17 protein-coding genes and 1 pseudogene are annotated in these 19,270 nt (G+C 65.8%); 5 read left to right on the plus strand and 13 right to left on the minus strand.

The window, feature by feature from the left end:
* Positions 1–19: 19 nt before the first annotated feature.
* The 4 genes from C5F46_RS00225 to C5F46_RS00240 form a co-directional block, all read right to left on the minus strand.
* Positions 20–1,060, minus strand: a complete 1,041-nt coding sequence (locus C5F46_RS00225) for a DUF475 domain-containing protein (protein WP_201161467.1) — start codon at positions 1,058–1,060, stop codon at positions 20–22.
* 18 nt (positions 1,061–1,078) lie between these two features.
* On the minus strand, positions 1,079–2,029 hold the full coding sequence (lipA, locus tag C5F46_RS00230) for a lipoyl synthase (protein ID WP_107323352.1): 951 nt from the start codon (positions 2,027–2,029) through the stop codon (positions 1,079–1,081).
* Between the two features lie 74 nt (positions 2,030–2,103).
* Positions 2,104–3,045: a hydrogen peroxide-inducible genes activator gene (locus C5F46_RS00235; protein WP_107323353.1), complete on the minus strand. Its 942-nt coding sequence runs from the start codon at positions 3,043–3,045 to the stop codon at positions 2,104–2,106.
* 155 nt (positions 3,046–3,200) lie between these two features.
* Positions 3,201–4,313 carry a DUF6456 domain-containing protein gene (locus tag C5F46_RS00240; RefSeq protein WP_107323354.1) on the minus strand — a complete coding sequence of 371 codons (1,113 nt, stop codon included), beginning with the start codon at positions 4,311–4,313 and terminating at the stop codon, positions 3,201–3,203.
* Positions 4,314–4,533: 220 nt separating this feature from the next.
* Here C5F46_RS00240 and C5F46_RS00245 point away from each other — a divergent pair, with 220 nt between their 5' ends.
* The gene (locus C5F46_RS00245) at positions 4,534–4,833 is read left to right on the plus strand and encodes a DUF6477 family protein (RefSeq protein WP_107323355.1); all 300 of its coding nucleotides are present in this window, start codon (positions 4,534–4,536) and stop codon (positions 4,831–4,833) included.
* On the opposite strand, the gene C5F46_RS00250 is transcribed toward C5F46_RS00245, so the two are convergent.
* Complete coding sequence (locus C5F46_RS00250) at positions 4,820–6,355, minus strand: helicase HerA-like domain-containing protein (RefSeq protein WP_107323356.1); 1,536 nt, start codon at positions 6,353–6,355, stop codon at positions 4,820–4,822. The genes C5F46_RS00245 and C5F46_RS00250 overlap by 14 nt on opposite strands.
* A gap of 399 nt (positions 6,356–6,754) precedes the next feature.
* On the opposite strand from C5F46_RS00250, the gene C5F46_RS00255 reads away from it, so the two are divergent.
* Positions 6,755–7,384, plus strand: coding sequence for an invasion associated locus B family protein (locus tag C5F46_RS00255; protein ID WP_407947330.1), 630 nt, complete (start codon positions 6,755–6,757; stop codon positions 7,382–7,384).
* Between the two features lie 76 nt (positions 7,385–7,460).
* Here C5F46_RS00255 and C5F46_RS00260 read toward each other — a convergent pair whose 3' ends face one another.
* From C5F46_RS00260 to C5F46_RS00275, 4 genes are read right to left on the minus strand one after another with little or no spacing between them, the layout of a single operon-like run.
* Positions 7,461–8,669, minus strand: coding sequence for a beta-ketoacyl-[acyl-carrier-protein] synthase family protein (locus C5F46_RS00260; RefSeq protein WP_107323357.1), 1,209 nt, complete (start codon positions 8,667–8,669; stop codon positions 7,461–7,463).
* Positions 8,666–8,947 carry an acyl carrier protein gene (locus C5F46_RS00265; protein ID WP_107323358.1) on the minus strand — a complete coding sequence of 94 codons (282 nt, stop codon included), beginning with the start codon at positions 8,945–8,947 and terminating at the stop codon, positions 8,666–8,668. The genes C5F46_RS00260 and C5F46_RS00265 overlap by 4 nt, the downstream gene beginning before the upstream one ends.
* Positions 8,948–8,959: 12 nt before the next feature.
* Entirely contained in the window at positions 8,960–10,051 is a 1,092-nt protein-coding gene (lpxD, locus tag C5F46_RS00270; RefSeq protein ID WP_107323359.1) for a UDP-3-O-(3-hydroxymyristoyl)glucosamine N-acyltransferase, read from the minus strand.
* A gap of 42 nt (positions 10,052–10,093) precedes the next feature.
* A complete protein-coding gene (locus C5F46_RS00275; RefSeq protein ID WP_407947329.1) occupies positions 10,094–11,701 on the minus strand; it encodes a L,D-transpeptidase family protein in 1,608 nt (535 codons plus the stop codon).
* Between the two features lie 324 nt (positions 11,702–12,025).
* Here C5F46_RS00275 and C5F46_RS00280 point away from each other — a divergent pair, with 324 nt between their 5' ends.
* Positions 12,026–12,586 (plus strand): YcbK family protein, encoded by a 561-nt coding sequence (locus C5F46_RS00280; RefSeq protein WP_107323360.1) that lies wholly within the window; start codon positions 12,026–12,028, stop codon positions 12,584–12,586.
* A 114-nt stretch (positions 12,587–12,700) separates the two neighbouring features.
* On the opposite strand, the gene C5F46_RS00285 is transcribed toward C5F46_RS00280, so the two are convergent.
* Positions 12,701–13,411 (minus strand): cytochrome b/b6 domain-containing protein, encoded by a 711-nt coding sequence (locus tag C5F46_RS00285; protein WP_107323361.1) that lies wholly within the window; start codon positions 13,409–13,411, stop codon positions 12,701–12,703.
* Positions 13,404–15,083, minus strand: coding sequence for a tetrathionate reductase family octaheme c-type cytochrome (locus C5F46_RS00290; RefSeq protein ID WP_107323362.1), 1,680 nt, complete (start codon positions 15,081–15,083; stop codon positions 13,404–13,406). The genes C5F46_RS00285 and C5F46_RS00290 overlap by 8 nt, the downstream gene beginning before the upstream one ends.
* A 258-nt stretch (positions 15,084–15,341) precedes the next feature.
* Between C5F46_RS00290 and C5F46_RS00295 the strand changes: the two genes are divergently transcribed.
* Positions 15,342–15,608 (plus strand): spike base protein, RCAP_Rcc01079 family, encoded by a 267-nt coding sequence (locus C5F46_RS00295; protein WP_107323363.1) that lies wholly within the window; start codon positions 15,342–15,344, stop codon positions 15,606–15,608.
* Positions 15,608–16,534 (plus strand): phage head spike fiber domain-containing protein, encoded by a 927-nt coding sequence (locus C5F46_RS17340; RefSeq protein ID WP_420875295.1) that lies wholly within the window; start codon positions 15,608–15,610, stop codon positions 16,532–16,534. The genes C5F46_RS00295 and C5F46_RS17340 overlap by 1 nt, the downstream gene beginning before the upstream one ends.
* Before the next feature lie 252 nt (positions 16,535–16,786).
* Here C5F46_RS17340 and C5F46_RS00300 read toward each other — a convergent pair.
* Together C5F46_RS00300 and C5F46_RS17180 are read right to left on the minus strand one after the other, a co-directional pair.
* Positions 16,787–17,842, minus strand: a pseudogene (locus C5F46_RS00300) (O-antigen ligase family protein); the annotation flags it as partial.
* Positions 17,839–19,269, minus strand: coding sequence for a hypothetical protein (locus C5F46_RS17180; protein WP_107323365.1), 1,431 nt, complete (start codon positions 19,267–19,269; stop codon positions 17,839–17,841). The gene C5F46_RS17180 and the pseudogene C5F46_RS00300, both read right to left, overlap by 4 nt.
* Position 19,270 lies beyond the last annotated feature (1 nt).

A 19,270-nucleotide genomic window follows, 5' to 3' on the forward strand; every position in this document is an offset into this window, starting at 1 on the left:
CGCCAGGGACGGGGCGGCGCTAGTCGGCCGGGTTGCGCCGGTTGAAGCGCAGCGACGACAGCAACGCCAGACCGATCAGCCCGGCGCCCAGAAGGCCCGTCACCGCCTCGGGAATGTGCCACATGGTCTGCGCGAACATGATCAGCGACAGGATCAGGATCGACCAGAACGCACCATGTTCCAGATAGCGCAACTGCGCCAGCGTCTGGCGCTCGACCAGCATGATCGTCATGGATCGCACATACATCGCGCCGATGCCCAGACCGATGGCAATCAGAAACAGGTTCTTGGTCAGCGCAAAGGCCCCGATCACGCCGTCAAAGCTGAACGAGGCGTCCAGCACCTCCAGATACAAAAACGCCCCCAGCCCACCCTGGGCGGTGGTTTTCAGGGCCTCGTTGCGGCGGTCCAGAACCTGACCCAGCAATTCGACCATCAGGAAGGTCAGCAGCCCCGCCGAGCCTGCAAACAGGAATGCCGCCTCGTCACGCACCGGCAGCAGCACGGTAAACAGCATCATCATGGCCAGCACCAGCGCCACCTCCAGCCCGCGGACCGAGGCGCACATGCTTAGCCGCCGTTCCAGAACGGCGATCCAGTGCACATCCTTGCCCTCATCGATGAAGTAGTTCAGCGCCACCATCATCAGAAAGGCCCCGCCAAAAGCCGCAATCGACAGATGCGCATCATTGATGATGCGGGCGTATTCGGTGGGCTGGGTCGAGGCCAGAACAATCGCCTCGACCGGGCCGATGCCCGCCGCGATCACCACGATCAGCAGCGGGAACAGGATGCGCATCCCGAACACCGCGATCAGGATGCCCCAGGTCAGGAACCGCCTTTGCCAGACCGGGGTCATGTCTTTCAGTTTGTTGGCGTTCACGATCGCATTGTCGAACGACAACGAGATTTCCAGAACCGCCAGCACCACTGCGATCAGAAAGAACGAAACTGCGCCGGTCATGTTGCCCGAATAGACCCAGCCCAGCCAGAACGCGAGCGCAAGACCTGCCAGCGTGACCAGAATGGCCCAGCGGAAGTAGTGAAACATGACGGACATCTTTGTCTCCGAAGCGGGTCAGGCGCGATCCAGTTTTTCCAGCCGTGCGGCGCGAAGGCGGGCAAAGCCTTCGCCCGCGTGATAAGAAGACCGGGTCAGCGGCGTGGCCGACACCATCAGGAAGCCCTTGCCATAGGCCGCGGTCTCATAGCCCTTGAATTCCTCGGGCGTCACGAACCGGGCGACGGCGTGATGTTTGGGCGTGGGTTGCAGATACTGCCCGATCGTCAGAAAATCGATATCAGCCGCGCGCATGTCGTCCATCACCTGCAAGACGCCCTGCCGGTCTTCGCCCAGCCCCACCATGATGCCCGATTTGGTAAACATCGCAGGGTCGAGTTCCTTGACCCGCTGCAACAGGCGCAGGCTGTGGAAATAGCGCGCGCCGGGGCGCACGGCAGGGTAAAGCCCCGGCACGGTTTCCAGATTGTGGTTGAACACATCCGGTCTGGCCGCGACCACGGTTTCCAGCGCCGAGGGCGGGCATTTCAGAAAATCAGGCGTCAACACCTCGATTGTGGCCTGCGGCGCGCGGTGGCGGATGGCGCGGATCGTCTGGGCGAAATGTTCGGCCCCGCCATCGTCCAGATCGTCACGGTCAACGCTGGTCAGCACCACATGGCGCAACCCGAGCTTTTCCACCGCCTGCGCCACCCGGCCCGGCTCGAACGCATCCAGAGCCTCGGGCTTGCCGGTGGCGATGTTGCAGAAGGAACAGCCGCGGGTGCAGATTTCGCCCATGATCATCATGGTGGCGTGCCCTGCGCTCCAGCATTCGCCGACATTGGGGCAGCCCGCCTCTTCGCAAACGGTGTGCAGCCGGTTCGATTTGAGGATCTCGCGGGTGTCCTTGTAGCCTGCCGATGTGGGCGCCTTGACCCTGATCCAGGCCGGTTTCTTGGGTTGGGCCTGATCGGGGCGGTGGGCCTTTTCGGGGTGGCGTTCGCCGGGAACCTTGAGATCGCGCACGGGATGCCTCCGCGGAGATGAAATCTGATCTTCACATAGGCGCAAAGAGCGCGGGGGGCAACGGCCCCCGCGCGTCAGGGGGCAGGCAGCGGCACCTGCGCCCGCGCCGCCGCGGTCAGCTTCTGCCCCGCCTCGGACAGCACCGCGGCCAGTTCATCGAACCAGCCCGCGCCGTCGGTCGCCGCCCGCCGCACCAGCCGGATCTGGCGCTCGGGCTCGGGCGCGGCAAAGCGCATCAGCCGCAGCCCCGGATTGGCGGCGGTTTCGGTGGCCAGCGCGAGTTCGGGCAGCAGCGTCAGCCCCGCGCCCTGCCCCACCAGCCCCGCCAGCGTGGCCAGCGAGGCCGCGCCCAGATCGAACCGGCGGCGGCTGCGATCCAGCGCACAAACCTCCAGCGCCTGATCAGCAAGACAATGCCCCTCATCCAGCAAGATCAGTTGATCGGGGTCGATCGCATCGGGCCGCAGCGCGCCGCGCGCGGCCATCGGCGCAGCCAGCCGGTCGGCGTGGCCCGCCAGAACGAACCGGTCCTGAAACAGCGCGGCGCTGATCGTATCATCGCCCGCAACCGGCGTGGCGATCACGATTGCATCCAGTTGACCGCGCAAAAGCCCCTCGGTCAGCGCGTCGGTCTGTGCCTCGCGCAGGCGCAGGTCGATGCTGGTCTGGCGCGCCCGCAGACCGGGCAGAACCCGCGGCAGCAGATAGGGTGCAACCGTCGGGATCATGCCCAGATTCAACTGCCCGCCCAACCGCGCCAGCCGTGCTGCGGCCTGCAACTCGGCCACCTCGGCCATGATCCGGCGCGCCCGCGCCTCAAGATCGCGGCCCGCGCGCGTGACCGCCACATCGCGCGGCAGTCGGTCGAACAAGCGGACGCCGAGGGTGATTTCCAGCTCGCGGATCTGCACCGACAAGGCGGGCTGGCTGATATTCACCCGCGCGGCAGCGCGACCGAAATTACGGGTTTCGATCAGAGCGAGGAAATAGGTCAGCTGGCGGAGCGTTATGTTCATAACGCAGGTTCATCCAAAAAGCAGAAAAATGCAAATTCAAATTATGATTTGTGCAGGGTTTGCGCCCGTGAACGTCACCCAGCCAAACCACGGTCGCCGAGACAAAGCGATCAGTCAAGGGGCGCCGGGGACAGCCACGCCCCGGCGCGCAGGTGTCAGCCGATCAGCGGGCGCGCGCCACCGTAGGTTTCATCATAATGCCGTTTCAACCGCATCAACGCGATGCGCAGCACGATCTTGCCCGACCGCGCCGACCAGCCCATGCGCTTTTCCGCGGCCTCCAGCCCCTCCAGAAAGCAACAGCAACGCAGCACCATATCACCCAGACCGGGGCCCAGATCGCGCAGCGCCGCCGCAACGCGATCGCGCGCGCGCTCCGATCCGCCGCCCGGCCCCTGCCCCTCGCGATACTGGCCGCGGTCGCCGCCGGTCATGAAGCGTTCCCAATTCTGCGCGACCCGCGGCCCCAGTTGCGCCAGTTCGAAATCCTCGCGCAGCCGTTCGCCTGCAGCCACCAGTTCGGGCGCCAGAAACGGCGCGCCGTCCTTGTCGCGGCGCCGTGCCAGCACGCCCAGCGGGCTTTCGGCCAGGTTCATGCGCAGCCGCTGCGGCGTGGCACCCTCGATCCGGGCCTCGCCCCACAGCCGGTGCTGATCGGCATAGGGCGTGGAAAACCCGGCCTGCGCCTCGGCAAAGCCGCCGCGGGCCGCGGTTTCCGCCTCGATCATCCGGCGCAGGGCGGCACGGCCTGCGCCGGTGATTTCATAGGTGGTGATGCGGCCGGCGCGGGCCACCGCGATCCAGTCCTTCAGCGCAAACGCCTGCGCCACCGCGCGGTCAAGGACCGCTGTGCGCACCGTGCCCTTGAGCACCACCGCCTTGTCCATTTCGGCGGCGACCGCCAGAACCGCGCCGGGTTCGGTCAGGCGGCGCAGGATGCGGCGCGCCTCGCGTTCGATCAGGTCTTCGTCAGGGGTCAGGCTTTGGGTGCGGATCGGGGCAGACATGATGGGGTCTTCCTCTTCTGGGCAGGTGGACAGGGGGGCGGGCGCCGCGCGGCCCAGCCGCGCCAGCGCCTCGTCGATCAGCGGATCGTCGCGGCGGGATTCGATCTTGCGCACCCGGCGGAGTACGGTGGAGGCGTGACAACCCTCGTCACGGGCCAGTTGCCGGATCGGAACCCCCTCCTCGACATGGCGCAGGTAGAGACGTGCAAACTCCGGCAACCAGGCGGGCAAGCCCGCCGATACCTCAGCCAGTGCCGTCATTCAGTGTCCCTCGGAACGCCACGGCGTAAAGGCCGTGTTCATCTTGATTAACAACCGTCGATTGCATTTCTTACCTGTTCGTTAACAAACGGCACGACACTGACAATTGTTTAAAAATGATAAATATCGCCAAAGCTGCCGAACGCTGCTTGGCGGTTTTGCGCAACACCCGCATAGGTTGTGCAACTTTCACGGTTCCAAACCCGCGAAAGGACCACCGATGACCGACCTAGCCCGCCGCCTGACCGAATTGCGCCGCCCGCGGCTGCTGATCCGCGCCGCCCGGCTGGGGCTGGGGGAATACGACCGTGCGCGCGATCTGCGCCGCCTGCTGCGGCTGCCGGTGGCGCCCGCCACCCCGCGCGCGCTGGCCGGATTGCTGGCCGAGGAGGCCGCGTTGGAGGAAACCCGCCGCGCGGGCGCTGCGGGTTATTCGCTGGCCCGCCACATCGACATCTTGATTGCGGTGATGGGAGAGGCGCGGCTGTTGCCGCCGACCCCGCCGCTCAGCGCGACTTGAACAGCGATCCCAGTACGCCGCGCACCAGAGCCTGACCCGATTTGGTGCCAAGCTGGCGCGCAAAGCTCTTGCCAAAGGCGACCGCGATCGAATCCGACTTCGATGCGGCGCGTTTGGGGGCGCGGGAAGGCCGGTCGTCTTCCGAGCCATAGCGGCGTGCGGCGCGGAATTCGCGCGCCTCTGTCGCGGCGGTCTGCGCTGCGGCGGCTTCGGCGGCGGCACTGGCGCGCGCCGCCAGCCGTTCAAAGGCCGAGTCGCGGTCGATAGTGGCGCCGTATTTCACCCCCAGCACCGAGCCGGAAACAATGCGCTGGCGTTCCTCGGGGGTGAGGGTGCCCAGGCGGCTGAGCGGCGGGCGGATCAATGTGCGCTCCACCATGCCGGGGATGCCCTTGGCCTCAAGGAACGAGGTGACGGCCTCGCCGGTGCCAACCTCCTTGATCGCGGTTTGCGTATCAAAGGCGGGGTTGGGGCGATAATTCTGCGCGGCGCGGGACAGATCTTTCTGATCCCTGGCGGTGAATGCGCGCAGTGCGTGCTGCACCCGGTTACCCAACTGGCCCAGCACGTCGTCGGGCACATCGGCGGGGTTCTGGGTCACGAAATAGACCCCCACGCCTTTCGACCGGATCAGCCGCGCCACCTGTTCGACCTTGTCGATCAGCGCCTTGGGCGCATCGTCAAACAGCAGATGCGCCTCGTCGAAAAAGAACACAAAGCGCGGGCGGTCGGGGTCGCCTACCTCGGGCAATTCTTCAAACAGTTCCGACAACAGCCACAGCAGGAAGGTTGCGTAAAGCCGCGGCGAGGCCATCAGCCGTTCGGCCGCCAGAATGTTGATGCGGCCACGCCCGTCCGGGGCTGGCGCCATCATGTCGGCCAGATCCAGCGCAGGCTCGCCGAACAACTGCGCGCCGCCCTGATTTTCCAGCACCAGAAGCTGGCGCTGGATCGCACCGATGGTGGCCGCGGCCACATTGCCATAGCGCAGGCCGATCTCGGCGGCGTTCTGGCCCACAAAGACCAGCATCGCCTGAAGATCCTTGAGATCAAGCAGTGGCAGCCCCTCTTCGTCGGCCAGCCGGAAGGCGATGTTCAAAACGCCCTCTTGCGCCTCGGTCAGGTTCATCAGCCGCGCCAGCAACAGCGGCCCCATTTCCGAAACGGTGGTGCGCACCGGGTGGCCCAGGTCGCCGAACATATCCCAGAAGGTGACTGGAAACGCCTGATAGGCCAGATCAAAGCCGATCGTCGCCGCGCGCTTTTCGAACGCGCCGTGCAACTTGCCCGCCGGGTCGCCCGGCATCGCCAGCCCCGCCAGATCGCCCTTCACATCCGACAGAAAGACCGGAACCCCGGCGGCAGAAAAGCCTTCGGCCAGAACCTGAAGCGTGACCGTCTTGCCGGTGCCGGTGGCGCCCGCGATCAGCCCGTGCCGGTTGGCCTGTTTCAACAGCACCTGCTGCGGCACCGTATGATCAACGCCGCCGCCCCCCACGAAAATTCCGTTTTCCGTCAGCACTGCCCGGCCCTCCTTGTCGCGTCGGAATGACAATACAGGGTTAACTTTCTGATGCCAGTGTGAAGCTGTCGTGAGGGGCGCTGCCCCCCGGCGTTCCCTCCCTGTCAGACTGCCGCGCCTTCGGGCGCGGCTTTTGTCGGTAGTTGCGCTGGTTGCGGCCCTGTTTTTTGTCTGTTGACGGACAGGACCTTCGGGGCTAGCGTTCACGCAATGATGAAGTCGGCCAGTCCGACAGGGAACACTGTTCTGGAAAAAGGGCTCTTGATGGGCCCTTTTTCTTTCTGTCGGCGTCGGGCGGGCAAGAATCCGCGACCTTGCCCCAACTTGCCGCTTTTCGCCGCTGACACCCCTGGGGCTGCGTGCTAAGCGAAACGCGCAAATTGTTCCCACGGGATGGACATCATGTCAGACCTTTCGAAATCGCTTGTGATTGCCCTTGTTCTGGGGCTTGCCGCCCCGGCGCTGGCGCAAGATGCGGCGGCCCCCGCCACCGAGGCCCCTGCCGCCGAAGCCCCCGCGTCAGAGGCACCCGCCGCCCAAGCCCCGGCCGCCGATGCCGAAAACAAGGTCGGCTCGACCTATGTCGCCGAAACCCAGGGCGACTGGCAGGTGCAATGCGTGCGCACCGAAGACGGCAAAGACCCGTGCCAGCTTTATCAACTGCTGAAAGACAACAAAGGCAATTCGGTGGCCGAGATCAGCCTGTTCGGCCTGCCCGACGGCCAGAAGGCCGCCGCCGGCGCCACGATCATCACCCCGCTGGAAACCCTGCTGACCGAAAACGTGCGGATCAAGATCGATTCGGGCGAGCCCAAGGTCTATCCTTTCACCTTCTGCGCGCGGATCGGCTGCGTGGCCCGTCTGGGCTTTACCGCGGAAGAGGTGGCCGAACTGAAAAAAGGCAACAAGGCGGTGCTGAGCATCGTGCCGATCGCGGCGCCCGATCAGAAGGTTGAACTGCCGGTCTCGCTCAAGGGCTTTACCGCGGGTTATGACGCGGTGAAAAAAGCCAACGACGCCGCGCGCTGAACGCGCCCCCAACATCGTGAAACGCCGCCCATCGGGGCGGCGTTTTCATTTCTGCGCACTGACTTGCCGCGTGCAGTTACAGCTTGCGCAGCGCAATCACCGCGTTCAGGCCACCAAAGGCAAAGGCATTCGACAGCACCGCATCGACCTGCGCCTGCCGCGCCACGTTCGGCACCACATCCAGCGCGCATTCGGGGTCGGGTTCCTGATAGCCGATGGTGGGGGCAATCACCCCCTCGTTCAGCGCCATCAGGCAGGCCAGCAGCTCCACCGCGCCGGTGCCCCCGATCAGATGCCCGTGCATCGACTTGGTGGACGAAATCATCAGCCGGTCGGCGTGATGGCCAAAGGCATGGGCCACCGCGGCGCATTCGGTCTTGTCATTGGCGGCGGTGCCGGTGCCATGGGCGTTGATATAGCCCACATCCTCGGGGTTCAGCCCGGCGTCGCGCAAGGCTCCGGTGATCGCCCGTTCCGCCCCCTGCGCTGAAGGCATTACGATATCGGAGGCATCCGACGACATCGCAAAACCCGCCACCTCGGCCAGAATCTGCGCGCCGCGGGCGCGGGCGTGGTCGTAATCCTCGAACACGAAAACCCCGGCGCCCTCGCCCTGGACCATGCCGTTGCGGTCGGCCGAAAACGGGCGGCAGGCGTCTTTTGACATCACCCGCAACCCTTCCCAGGCCTTGATCCCGCCGAAACACAGCATCGCCTCTGCCCCGCCGGTCAGCATTGCCTTGGCCGCGCCCGAGCGCACCATCTGGAACGCCAGCCCCATCGCGTGATTGGAACTGGCGCAAGCGGTGGAGACGCTGAACGAGGGGCCGCGCAGATTGTATTCCATGCTGACATGGCTGGCGGCAGCGCTGTTCATCAGCTTGGGCACCACGAAGGGATGAACGCGGTTCTTGCCCTCTTCATAGACCACCCGGTAGTTTTCATCCCAGGTGTTGACGCCGCCCCCCGCCGTGCCCAGCACGACGCCCGAGGTCATCGACAGTTCGCCGCAAAACTCCAGCCCCGACTGCTCCACCGCCTGTTTCGCGGCATGCAGCGTAAACTGGGTAAAGCGGTCATAAAGCGCGATCTGCTGGCGGTTGAAATGCGCCTCTGCATCCCAGCCCCTGACCTGCGCGCCAATGCGGATCGAAAGCCGTTCCACATCGCGGACATCCAGATCGCCGATGCCGCAGCGCCCGTCACGCAGAGCCGCGTATGTTTCGGGCACCGTCAGCCCAAGGGCGTTGACGGTGCCTGCCCCGGTGATGACGACGCGCCTCATGCCAGCGCGGCGTTCGGGCTTTTGGCGGCGATCAGCGACTCGACCGCCGCCACGATGGCGCCGACCGAGGACAGGTCAAGGCCGCTTTGCTCGGCCTCGTTGGCGTTGAAGGGCACCGAGATGTCGAATTCCTCCTCGATTGCAAAGATGGCCTCGACCAGCCCGAGGCTGTCGATTCCCAGCGCATTCAGCGACATGTCGGGCGTCACCTCGTGGCTGTCACGAACCGCCTGCTGGGCGATGATGGCGATGATGCGGTCTTTCACGCTGGTCTCCATATCCGTCTCCGATCAGGCCTTGTCGCTCAGTTTTGTAACGGTTTCCCGAAGCTCTGCCACCTGTGCGACAAGCCGCCCCAGTCGGCGCAGGTTCTTGTTGATCTCAAGCTGAGCCTCCATCTTGATCGCGGGCGATCCCAGCACCACCCGGCCCGCAGGCACGTTGGTAAAAATCTTGGATGCGCCGCCCGCGATCACGTCATCCCCGATAAAGATGTTGTCGGTCACGCCACATTGCCCCGCCAGCACGACCCGGTCACCGATGCGGACCGACCCCGCCACGCCGACCTGACCACACAGCATGCAATCGCGCCCGACCACGACATTGTGGCCGATGTGGACCATGTTGTCCATTTTGGTGCCGGTGCCGATCACCGTGGCGCGCACCGTGCCGCGGTCGATCGTGGCATTGGCGCCCAATTCCACATCGTCGCCGATTTCGACGGTGCCCAGGCTGTGGATGCGCGTCCAGCTTTGCGGGCGGATTTCCTCGCGCGTGCCAAGGGTCGCGCGGATTTCCTCGACCCCCGATTTTTCGGGCGTGACAAAGGAAAACCCGTCTGCCCCCACCACGGCGCCGGGGTTGGCGATGAAGCGGTCGCCGATCGTCACCCGCGCGCAGATGCGCACCCCCGAATGCAGCAGGCAATCGTCGCCGATCCGTGCGCCTTCGGCGATGCTGACATGGGCCGCGATGCGTGCCCGCGCGCCCAGTCGCGCGCCGCGGCCGATCACCACAAAGGGGCCGATGGCGGCGCCCGCGCCGATCTCGGCGCTGGGGTGGATCACGGCGCTGGGGTGGATACCGGGGTCAATCTCGGGGCCGGGGTCGAAGGCACGGCTCAGCCCGGCCATGGCCAGCCGGGGCCGAGCCACAAAGATTGCGCCTTGCAGCCCCAGTGCGCGCCAGTCGGCCCCCTCCCACAAGATCGCGGCGCGGGCCTGGCCCTGGGCCAGACCGGGCGCATATTTCGGGTCCATCGCCAGCGCCAGATGCCGCGGTCCGGCTGTGGCAGGCTCGGAGGCGGCCTCGATCGGCAGCGTCAGGTCACCCTCGGCCCGCGCGCCCAGGGCGGTTGCGATATCGGCTAGCGTCTGCGCCATGTGGCCCCCGAAGTCAGCGGGGCACCCTGCCCCTGCCCCGGTTTACCCGCCGATGCCGGGCAATTCCACCCCGGCCTTTTGCAGCGCTGCGAAAAGCAGGGCATCGCGGCCGTAAACGTCGCGTCGATATTCGATGCGGCCCTTGGGCATAGGCCAGGCGGTGAAATAGACCAGATGCACCGGCACCGGGGTTTCCAGCCGCACGGTCGTTTCACGCCCGCTGTCCAGATGGCGTTGGAAGTCGTCCTGCGGATCGTCGCTTTGCGGCGCCAGCAGGGCATAGGCCAGATCAAAGGGGCGCCCGACCCGGATGCAGCCATGCGAAAACGCCCGCACCTCACGCGAGAACAGCGATTTCGAGGGGGTGTCGTGCAGATAGATGTTCCATGGGTTGGGGAACATGAACTTCACCAGCCCCAGCGCATTGCCATCCGAGGGTGGCTGCTGCATCGCATAGGGAAAGGAACGGGCATTATACTGCGCGAAATTGATGGCCGAGCGCGGCACCACGCGGCCGCGGCTGTCGATCAGCTTCAGATGCCCCGCCGCGTTGGGGTTGCGCTGCATCATCGGCAGATATTCCTTGACCGTGATCGAACGCGGCACGCTCCAGCTCGGGTTGATGACCATATGCTCCATCTGGTCGGAAAACTCGGGGCTGCGGCGGTCGGGCTGATCCATGCCGACGACGGTCACGGTTTCAAAGGTGACCTTGCCGTGGTCGATGATGCGGGCGCTGAAATCGGGCAGGTTGACCCAGATATGGCGCGCGCCCAGATCGAGGCCGTTCATCCAGCGCAGCCGTTCCAGCGCGACGGTGACAGCACGGAGACGGTCCTGGGGGCTGCGGTTGATCTCGGCCAGCGTGCTTTCGCCCGCGACGCCATCGGGGGGCAGGCCATGGTCGATCTGAAATTGCTGCACCGCCTTTTGCAGATCGCCATCATAGCTGGCGGTGGCCGAACGACCCATGTAGCCCATGGCAAACAGCCGGTCGCGCAGCGCGATCACGGCAGCGCCGGTGGCCCCAGGTTTCAGCGCCCCGCCGGGCACCGGCGCGCCCCAGCCGCCCTGCCCGATGGTGCGGGCCAGATCGAGCCGCGCCTTCATCAGTTGCGCATATTGCGGCGCCGAAGGCGGCAACGCGCGCAGAAACTGTGCCGGGTCGGCGGCGGCAAAGCCTGTCAGCAGATCGACCCGATCACGCCGCGCGATTTCCCGCACGATGCCCGCATCCACCGCCTTTGGGTCCAGCGCGCCGGTGCTGACATCTTGAGCATAGGCCAGAAAAGCCGCTGACATTGCAACCTCCAGCAGCCCGCGCTCGCGCTCCGAGGCCAGCCGCTCGAACCGGGCGCGCAGCCCGGCGGCATCGTAGCGCGCAGTGGGCAGGCCATGATGGGCGGCCGCCTCCAGCGCGGAAAACAGCGCGTGGCGGCGGTCTGCATCCTCGGGCGTGGTCCAGAGCGGGGCCTGCGCGCGGGCGCCGTAGAACACCGCAAGCGCAGGGTCGATCGCCGCCGCCTCGGCCACGGCCCGACCGAAACCCGAGGATTGCGCCCATGCCTGTTGCCCGCCCGGCCCCGCGAAGGTCAGCACAAGCGCCAGAACCATGCCCGCCCAGACCCGCGTCCTGATCATCGCCGCCATGTCTCCCCCGGATTCTTGCCCACCCTTGGCTGTTACAAGCGTTTGACAAAAAGTCATCCCTGTCCATGCCAACCGCCCGAATTTCTGAAAAATATGCGCCTTCGCAGCCACGCTCACGCGCCGTGATGCCGCCAGGCAACACCGCGGCGGCCTTAGCACCCGAGCGGGTTTTCAGCAAAATCCTGCCGATCAAGCAGTATCGACAGGGCGCGCGCGAACAGCACGGTTGGCGAAAGGAGGATTTCGTGTCATAACGTCGCCACGAGCAATTGTGTCAAAGCCGTGAGTATAGGCGGCAACCAAAAGCAGGACAGGCGATCACGCATGACAATGACGATGATTTCGCGGCGCGGATTGCTGGGCGCGTTTGCAGCAACCATGATCACCGCGGCCCCCACGTCAACCAATGCCTTCGGCATTCTTCGTGGGGCTGGCGATATCCGTCGCATCAAGATGTATTCGGGCCGCACCGGCGAAACCCTTGATACCGTTTACTGGATCGAGGGGGAATACATCCCCGAGGCGCTGAAAGAGATCAACCATTTCATGCGCGACTGGCGCAACGGGCAGAAGGTCGTGATCGACCCGCGCACCGTCGATATCGCCGCCGCCGCGCATCGGTTGCTGGATGTGAACGAGCCCTACATGATGCTGTCGGGCTACCGCTCGCCTCAGACCAATGCAATGCTGCGATCGCGGTCGCGCGGGGTGGCGAAAAACTCGCTGCACATGAAGGGTCAGGCGGCCGACCTGCGGCTGAAGTCGCGCTCGGTCGGGCAGATCTACAATGCCGCCTCGGCCTGCCATGCAGGCGGTGTGGGGCGCTATTCGCGGTCCAATTTCGTCCATATGGATTGCGGGCCGGTGCGGACCTGGGGGCGGTAAGCCAACGGCCCAAGATCGCATCGAACCGAAAAAAGGCGCCGCAACCGCAGCGCCTTTTTCGTTATGCCAAGGCGTGATACCCGGCGCCGGACCCGAAGACCCGACGCCGGAGGATCAATGCCGCGGGGTGCGCAGACGCTCGGGCATGTCGGCCATGAAATAGGCCTCTTCCTCGGCCGTCAGTTCAACCTTTTCAAACCCGAAGATCATTGGCCGGATATGGTGCAGGAACCCGTGCCCGATGGTCAGCAGGTAGGTATGCACCACCACGAAGGCTGCGATTGAAAAGGCTGACAGAATGTGGATGTTGGCCACGATCTGCAACAGGAAGCTGGCATTGTCGAGATCGTCCCACAGGCCATAGCCCAGATAGATCAGCCCCGACACCCAGATCGCCGGAAACAGCGCGATCTTGACGGCCAGATAGGCCAGTGCCTGCAACGGGTTGTGCCGCCGCTTGTAGCTTTTTCGATAGGGGTGCTCCTCGCCGTGGAACACGCCCCAGGCGTAAAAGCGCATGACCCTGAACAGCCCCTCGGTCTTGGGGATAAACTGCTTCCAGGCTTCGGTGGTGAACAGCCAGAAGGTAGCGAAAAGCCAAAGCAGCAGCAGCGCCAGCGCCGTCAGCGTATGAACCGTCACCGCCGTCTCGAAGGACAGGATCTGGTGCATCCCCATCAGCCGGGCGCCGGTGAACATCAGCAGGAAGATGGAACCCGCCTGGCTCCAGTGCCAGATGCGGTTGAACGCCGGATAGACCAGCACGCAGCGGATATTGCCCTTGGCGCTGCCGTCGGGGGTCGGGGTCGTTGCGGTGTCAGTCATGATGCGCTCCTCCGTTGCCGCGAGCGCGCCGCATCAGGCGCAGACCGCCATGCCCCAGCGCACCCAACAGCGCCAGCGCCACCATCACCATACCCAGCTTGCCACCGATGCCGGGGCCAGAGCCGGGCATGTAGATACCCGCCACATTGGCCAGACGGCCGTTCTGGCTGTGGCATTCCTGACAGGACAGCGCGTCCTTGGCAGGCGCCACCATATGGGTGATGGGCCAATACATGTGGGTATCGACAAAGTCGAACTTGCCCGAATATTCCAGCCCCGCATAGTCCATCGCCGCCTTGATCGACTTGGTCCAGTCGAAGTTGGTCCAGAAGGCGGTGTCGGTGGTGGGTCCGTAGACGTTGGACATCACCAGACGGTTCATCTCGGTATCATAGGCCTGCCGCCCCTCCATCCGCTTGAACGGGAAGATGCGGGATTTCGGGTCTTCGGAATTGCCGTGGATGATATTAATATCGACGGTCTTCGACGGATCGATGGTGTGGTCGGTGTTGGTGTATTCCACCTGCCCGTCGAACCAGGCGTAATAGGGCACGACATTTTCGCCCCATTCGAAATCGCCTTTGGTCGAAAGATAGGTGTGCAGATGCTTGCCGTTGCCTTGCGTATAGCCTTCCATGCTGATCGGCTTGCCGTTGTCCAGCCGCCCCGCCGTGGACCAGTCCCACGAGGTTTTCGTGGCCACGCCACCCCGCGCAAAGGACGGAATGTGGCAGGTCTGGCAGGCAACGGTATCGGTGTGGTCGTTCAGCTTGATATGCGACACGCTGGTGTCGGGATGCGGTTTTTCGCCATGGCACGAGGTGCAGCTAGCCACATCGCGCGCAGCACCGGGGGCCATGTCGGGGTGCGGATTGGTGACATTGGTAGCGTAGCGCGAACCGGCGAACACATGCTTGTCGCTGACGTGGCAGCTTTCGCAGGTGAAATTGGCGCCGTCCGCCGACATATGCACATCGGTGGCCAGATCCGGATGGATCAGCGCCGAGCTGAGATCGCCGTGCTTGACGTTATCGCCGCCGCCGCCGTTGAAATGGCACGAGCCACAGTTTTCCCGACCCGGCGCGCCCACTGATTGCGCTGCCTGAGACAGGTTGACAGGCCGGACATCGGCGCCGGTGATGGTCTTGGCGCCGGGCGTGACCGGATCAAGCGGCGGGTTGCCGGCAAGGTTGTCCTGCTTGGTATACTGGCCCGATTTGTCGTGACACACCAGACAATCGACCCGCGCCGGATCGGCGGGCGCGGGTTGGCGCACATCGGTCCATCCATAGCCCGCATGGCACGAGGTGCAGCGGGTTTCGTTGCTGGCCACGTTGCCGCAGAACGAGTTGATCGTATGCGCCTTGCCCAGCCGCTGGCCGGTTTCGGGCTGCTCATAATCCCACTTCCAGTGGATCGAGTGCATCACCTGATTGGATGCCTCGGTATGGCATGACAGACAGGCCGCTGTAACCTCGGGGCCTGATTTGAAATTCTGCTTGAGAATTTCAAATTTGGAGTGGTCCGCCGTGCTTTTGCTGATCGCCGTGCTTGCGCTGGTGGCCGCTGCGGCGGGAACCGTCGTCTCCTCCCCGGACTGGGCCCACCCTGCCCCGCCCCAGAGGATCGCCGCCGAGACAAGCGCGGCCACCCCCATACCCCTAATTCGCATCAATTCTCCAATCTGGCGCCTTGCGTCGCTGCAGCATCCCTTAGAATTGTTTAAAGGAGCATAAGGTGTTTCTCAAAGTAACATTTGCCGCCGCGGAATGCGACAACCTGCCGCACTTGTCTTTTGCGCAAAGGCAAATGCTGCGACTGCGAACGGTCGGGCAGCGGTGCGTTTACGAATTCTTGGCATCACTGCGCCACCCGTTTGCCCACGCCCCGGATACCCCGGACGGGCAGCGATCAGACCAAGGAGAGCCTGATGTTCAATCCGTTCAAGAACCGCCAGATCCCGCTTTCGGGGCCCGCTTTCGACATCACCCCGGTCACACCCGATGACGGCGCCGACCTGCCCGCGGTTTCGGTGGCGCTTTATGTCGAAACCGGCGGCACGCTGGCCTTTGTCACCGCCAAGGGCGCGCTGCGCAGCCTGAGCGTGCGGGATTTCTCGATCCTTCCGGTAGGCGTGTCTCGGGTGATGCAGACCGGCACGACGGCGGCGGGTATTCATGCCCTGATGGTGCAGTGATGCTGATCTGTGACTGGTCGATCCCGCGTCTGGCGCAAGATCAGGCCGCGACGGCGGGCGATCTGTGGCTGGACTTCACCACTGGCGCCCTGCCCGCGCAGGTGATCTGGGCGCGCGGATCAGAGGCAAGCTGTTTCGATGCCGCGGGCCGGATCGTCACCCGGCCAGCCGGGGCCGCGCGGTTTGATCATGACCCGGTAACACGGGCCGCGCTGGGGGTTCTGGTCGAACCCACGGCCACCAACCTGCTGGCGCAATCGGCGATTGCCGCGCCCGGCTGGACGCTGAGCGGCGCCACGATGACCGCATTGTCACTGGCTGCGCTGGGGGTTTTTGCCGGGGCCTCGGTCGTCTCGGCCGGGGCCAGTTGGCACCGGGCGATGCAGAACTTTGCCGTCACCGCGGGCGTGGCCTATGCGGTGACGCTGTTCTACCGGCCCGGCAGTTCGGGCAAGATGACGGTGATCCTGAAGCACAACGCATCGTCGCTTTCCAGCAACATCGAAGGCGCCATCGGCGGGCTGGCCGTCACTGCCACGGCGGCGGGTGCGCTGGCCGGGCTGGAGGAGCGGGTTCTGGCCGATGGCGTGACACGGCGGCTGCGGGTGGTGTTCGCCTCCGGCGTCAGCGGCACGCTGAGCCTTGGGGCAGGGCCGTTTTCAGCGGTTGCCGGGCAGGACGTGATCTTGCTGGGCGCGCAGGTCGAGGCGGGCACCAGCGCCAGCGCCTATATCGCCACCGCGGGCAGCCTTCAGGCCCGCGCCGCCGATCGGCCGGGGCTGACCGGCATCACCGGGCGGCATGATGTGACGCTGCGCTATGGCGATGGCACGCAAGAAACGCTGCCGGCCCAGATCGTTTCCGAGGGCTACTGGCCGGAATTGTCGCGCAGCGATCTGGCCGCAATCGGGCTGTCCCCCCGCTGACCCCGCGCGCCGGGCAGGTCGTGCCGCCTCGCCCGGCGCATCGCGGCGCCGCCAGCCCGGCAGCACCGGCGCCAGCAAGAGCAGAACCCAATACAGGTCCATCGGCAGGATCAGATAGCTGCCCGCCAGATTGGCGACGAAAAACAGCACCATCCAGCCCGCCAGAAACCGGGTGACGGCGGCACGGGCGGGATCGGTCGCGCCGATCAGCCGCCCGACGATCAGCCCCAGATGGGCCAGAACCAGCCCCAGCCCGACCAGCCCCAGATCAAGATAGACCGCCAGAAAACCGTTATGCGGATGCAGCGGGTCAAAGCCGATGGCCGAGCGGACAAAGGCCCCGATCCCGCCGCGCCAGGCGGCCTCATAACCGCCGCCCAGCAGCAGGCTGTTGGCGCGGCCCGCCTCCAGCGCGGCCTGCCAGATCAGCGTGCGCGCCGACAGCGTCGGGTCGCGGTCCAGCAGATCAAGCGCCAGCCCCATCAGCCAGCTATCCAGCCCCGAAAGCCGGGCGGCCCCGGCAATCACCAGCCCCCCCGCCAGCAGCCCGACACACGCCCGCAGCGTGGTCAGCGCGGTCAGCACAACCGCCATCCCCAGCGCCAGCGGCAGCGCCAGAAATATCTTGGCGGAATCGGTCAGCGCCAACAGCCCCAGCCCCAGCGCCAGCAGCGCCCGCACGATAGCGCGACGCATCACGTCGGTGCCAAAGGCCGCAAGGATCACAAGGCACAGCGCCAACACCCGCGCGAGGCTGTTTTTATGTGCATAGCTGCCCTTCAGCAGCCCCGCATGTTCGGCAAAGAACTCGGCCCCCGAATGAAACGCATAACCCGGCGCCAGCACCGCCAACCCCGCGGTGGTCAGGATCAGCGCGGCAGCCAGCCAGACCAGCGCCGCCACGAAATCGTCAAAGCGAAAGCGCGACAGCATCCAGACGGCGCAAAGCGTGCCGCCCGCAAAGCCCGCGGCGCGGCGCATCGTGTCGGCAGGCAGCGGGCTCCACAGCGCCGACAAAACCGCCAGCACGGTCAGCGCCAGACCCCAGCCAAGGCCGGGTGGCAGCGTCAGCCGCCGCGGATCGAGCAGCACCAGCAGCCCCACGACCGCCAGCGTCGCCACGCCCAGTCGCTGAATCGCCGCGTTCTGGCCCTGCACCACAATCTGCGAGATCGTGCCTTGCAGCAGATCGCCGCCGACAGGGCGTTGCAGCGCCCCGCTGAGCAGAACCAGAACAAACAGCAAGAACAGCCGCAGCGGCAGCCCCGCCCGTCGCGGTTGCGCCGGTGCGATGGCCCCGCGGATCATCGGGCCCCGGCCCGCGCGCCGATCATCGCGCGCAGGCCGATGGTATTCAGCGCCAGCGCCGTCGCGCCATAGGCCAGCGCGCAGACGGCGATCTGCAGCGCCATCCCCGCAACCCCCGCCGACACCGGCGCCAGTCGGGCCACGGCGATCATGGCAAGGCATCCTGCCGCCACCCGCGCCAGATCGGCGCCGGGCCACAGGATCGGCCCGGCGGCGCGCGCGCGCGCCAGCGCCACCCAGGCGCCCGCCACCGCCGCCCCGGCACAGGCCCAGCCAAAGGCCGCAGGCCCGGCCTCTGCGGCAAGCCCGCCCACCCCGGCCAGCACCAGCAGGCTGACCAGAGGCCCCGCCGCCGCGCCGCGGGTCTGACCCCGGATCACGAACAGCGTATCGACGCCAAACAGCCGGAACGCCCCCACACCCGCCGCCAGCGCCGCCGGGCCGATCACCGCCGCATAGGCCGCGCCATAACCCTGCGGCACCACCAGATCGGCAAAAGGCGTGCGGATCAGCCAGAACCCCAGCGCCGCGGGCGCCACAAAAACCGCCGTCACCGCAATCTGGCGCCCAGCCTGCGCAGGCAGGTCAGCCGCCGCGCCGAACTCGGCAAGCCGAATCGAGCGTTGGATCATGACCAGATTGACCACCAGCCCCACCATCGCCACCGCCTTTTGCGCCAGATCCAGCGCCAGCATTGCGCCGGCCGCAGCCTCCAGCCCCATCCCGGCCGCCGCCAAGGCCCGCGCCAACGCCGGAAATGCCAGCGACAGGTTGGTGGCCAACGCCGCATAGACCCCGAAGCGCCATAAAAATCCTGCCTGCACCGGATCGGCAGGCGCCGAAACCCCCGCCACCTTCAGCCCGCGCAAGGCCATCATCGCCAGCGGAAACGACAGCGCCAGCCCCGCCACAGCCGCCAGCCCCTGCCCGGTCAGCGCCGCTGCCGCCGCCCCCAGCACCAGCCCCAAGGCCGACCGCAACACCCAGGCACGAACAAAAAAGCCGGTGTCCATCTCGGCCCGCGCAAGCGCCTGACGACCGTCAAACACGCCCTGCCCGGCGGCAAACAGACACACAACAGCCAGCGCCGGGGCTTGCGGCAGCGCCGGCGCAGCCAGTGCAGCCGCCCCCAGCAGCGCCGCGGTGGTCGCGCCATAACCGCGCCACAGCGCGCGCCGCCGCGCCGCGGTCTTGCCCGCCTCGGCACCCACGGCAAAGCGCATGACGCAAACGCGCATCCATTCGTAAGCAAGGCTCGCCAGCAGTTGCCCAAGGCTCCAGACCAGCGCAAAGATCGCGTATTCCGCGCCCGACAACAGCATCGGCACCAGCACCGACACCGCCAGCCCCGCCAGATTGGCCAGCACCAGCGCCAGCGGCACCAGCGCAGGGCTGGCCCAGGGATCGCGGCGCGGGGGGGCCGCCATC

Origin of the sequence: Phaeovulum veldkampii DSM 11550, assembly GCF_003034995.1 — a bacterium.
Taxonomy (GTDB): domain Bacteria; phylum Pseudomonadota; class Alphaproteobacteria; order Rhodobacterales; family Rhodobacteraceae; genus Phaeovulum; species Phaeovulum veldkampii.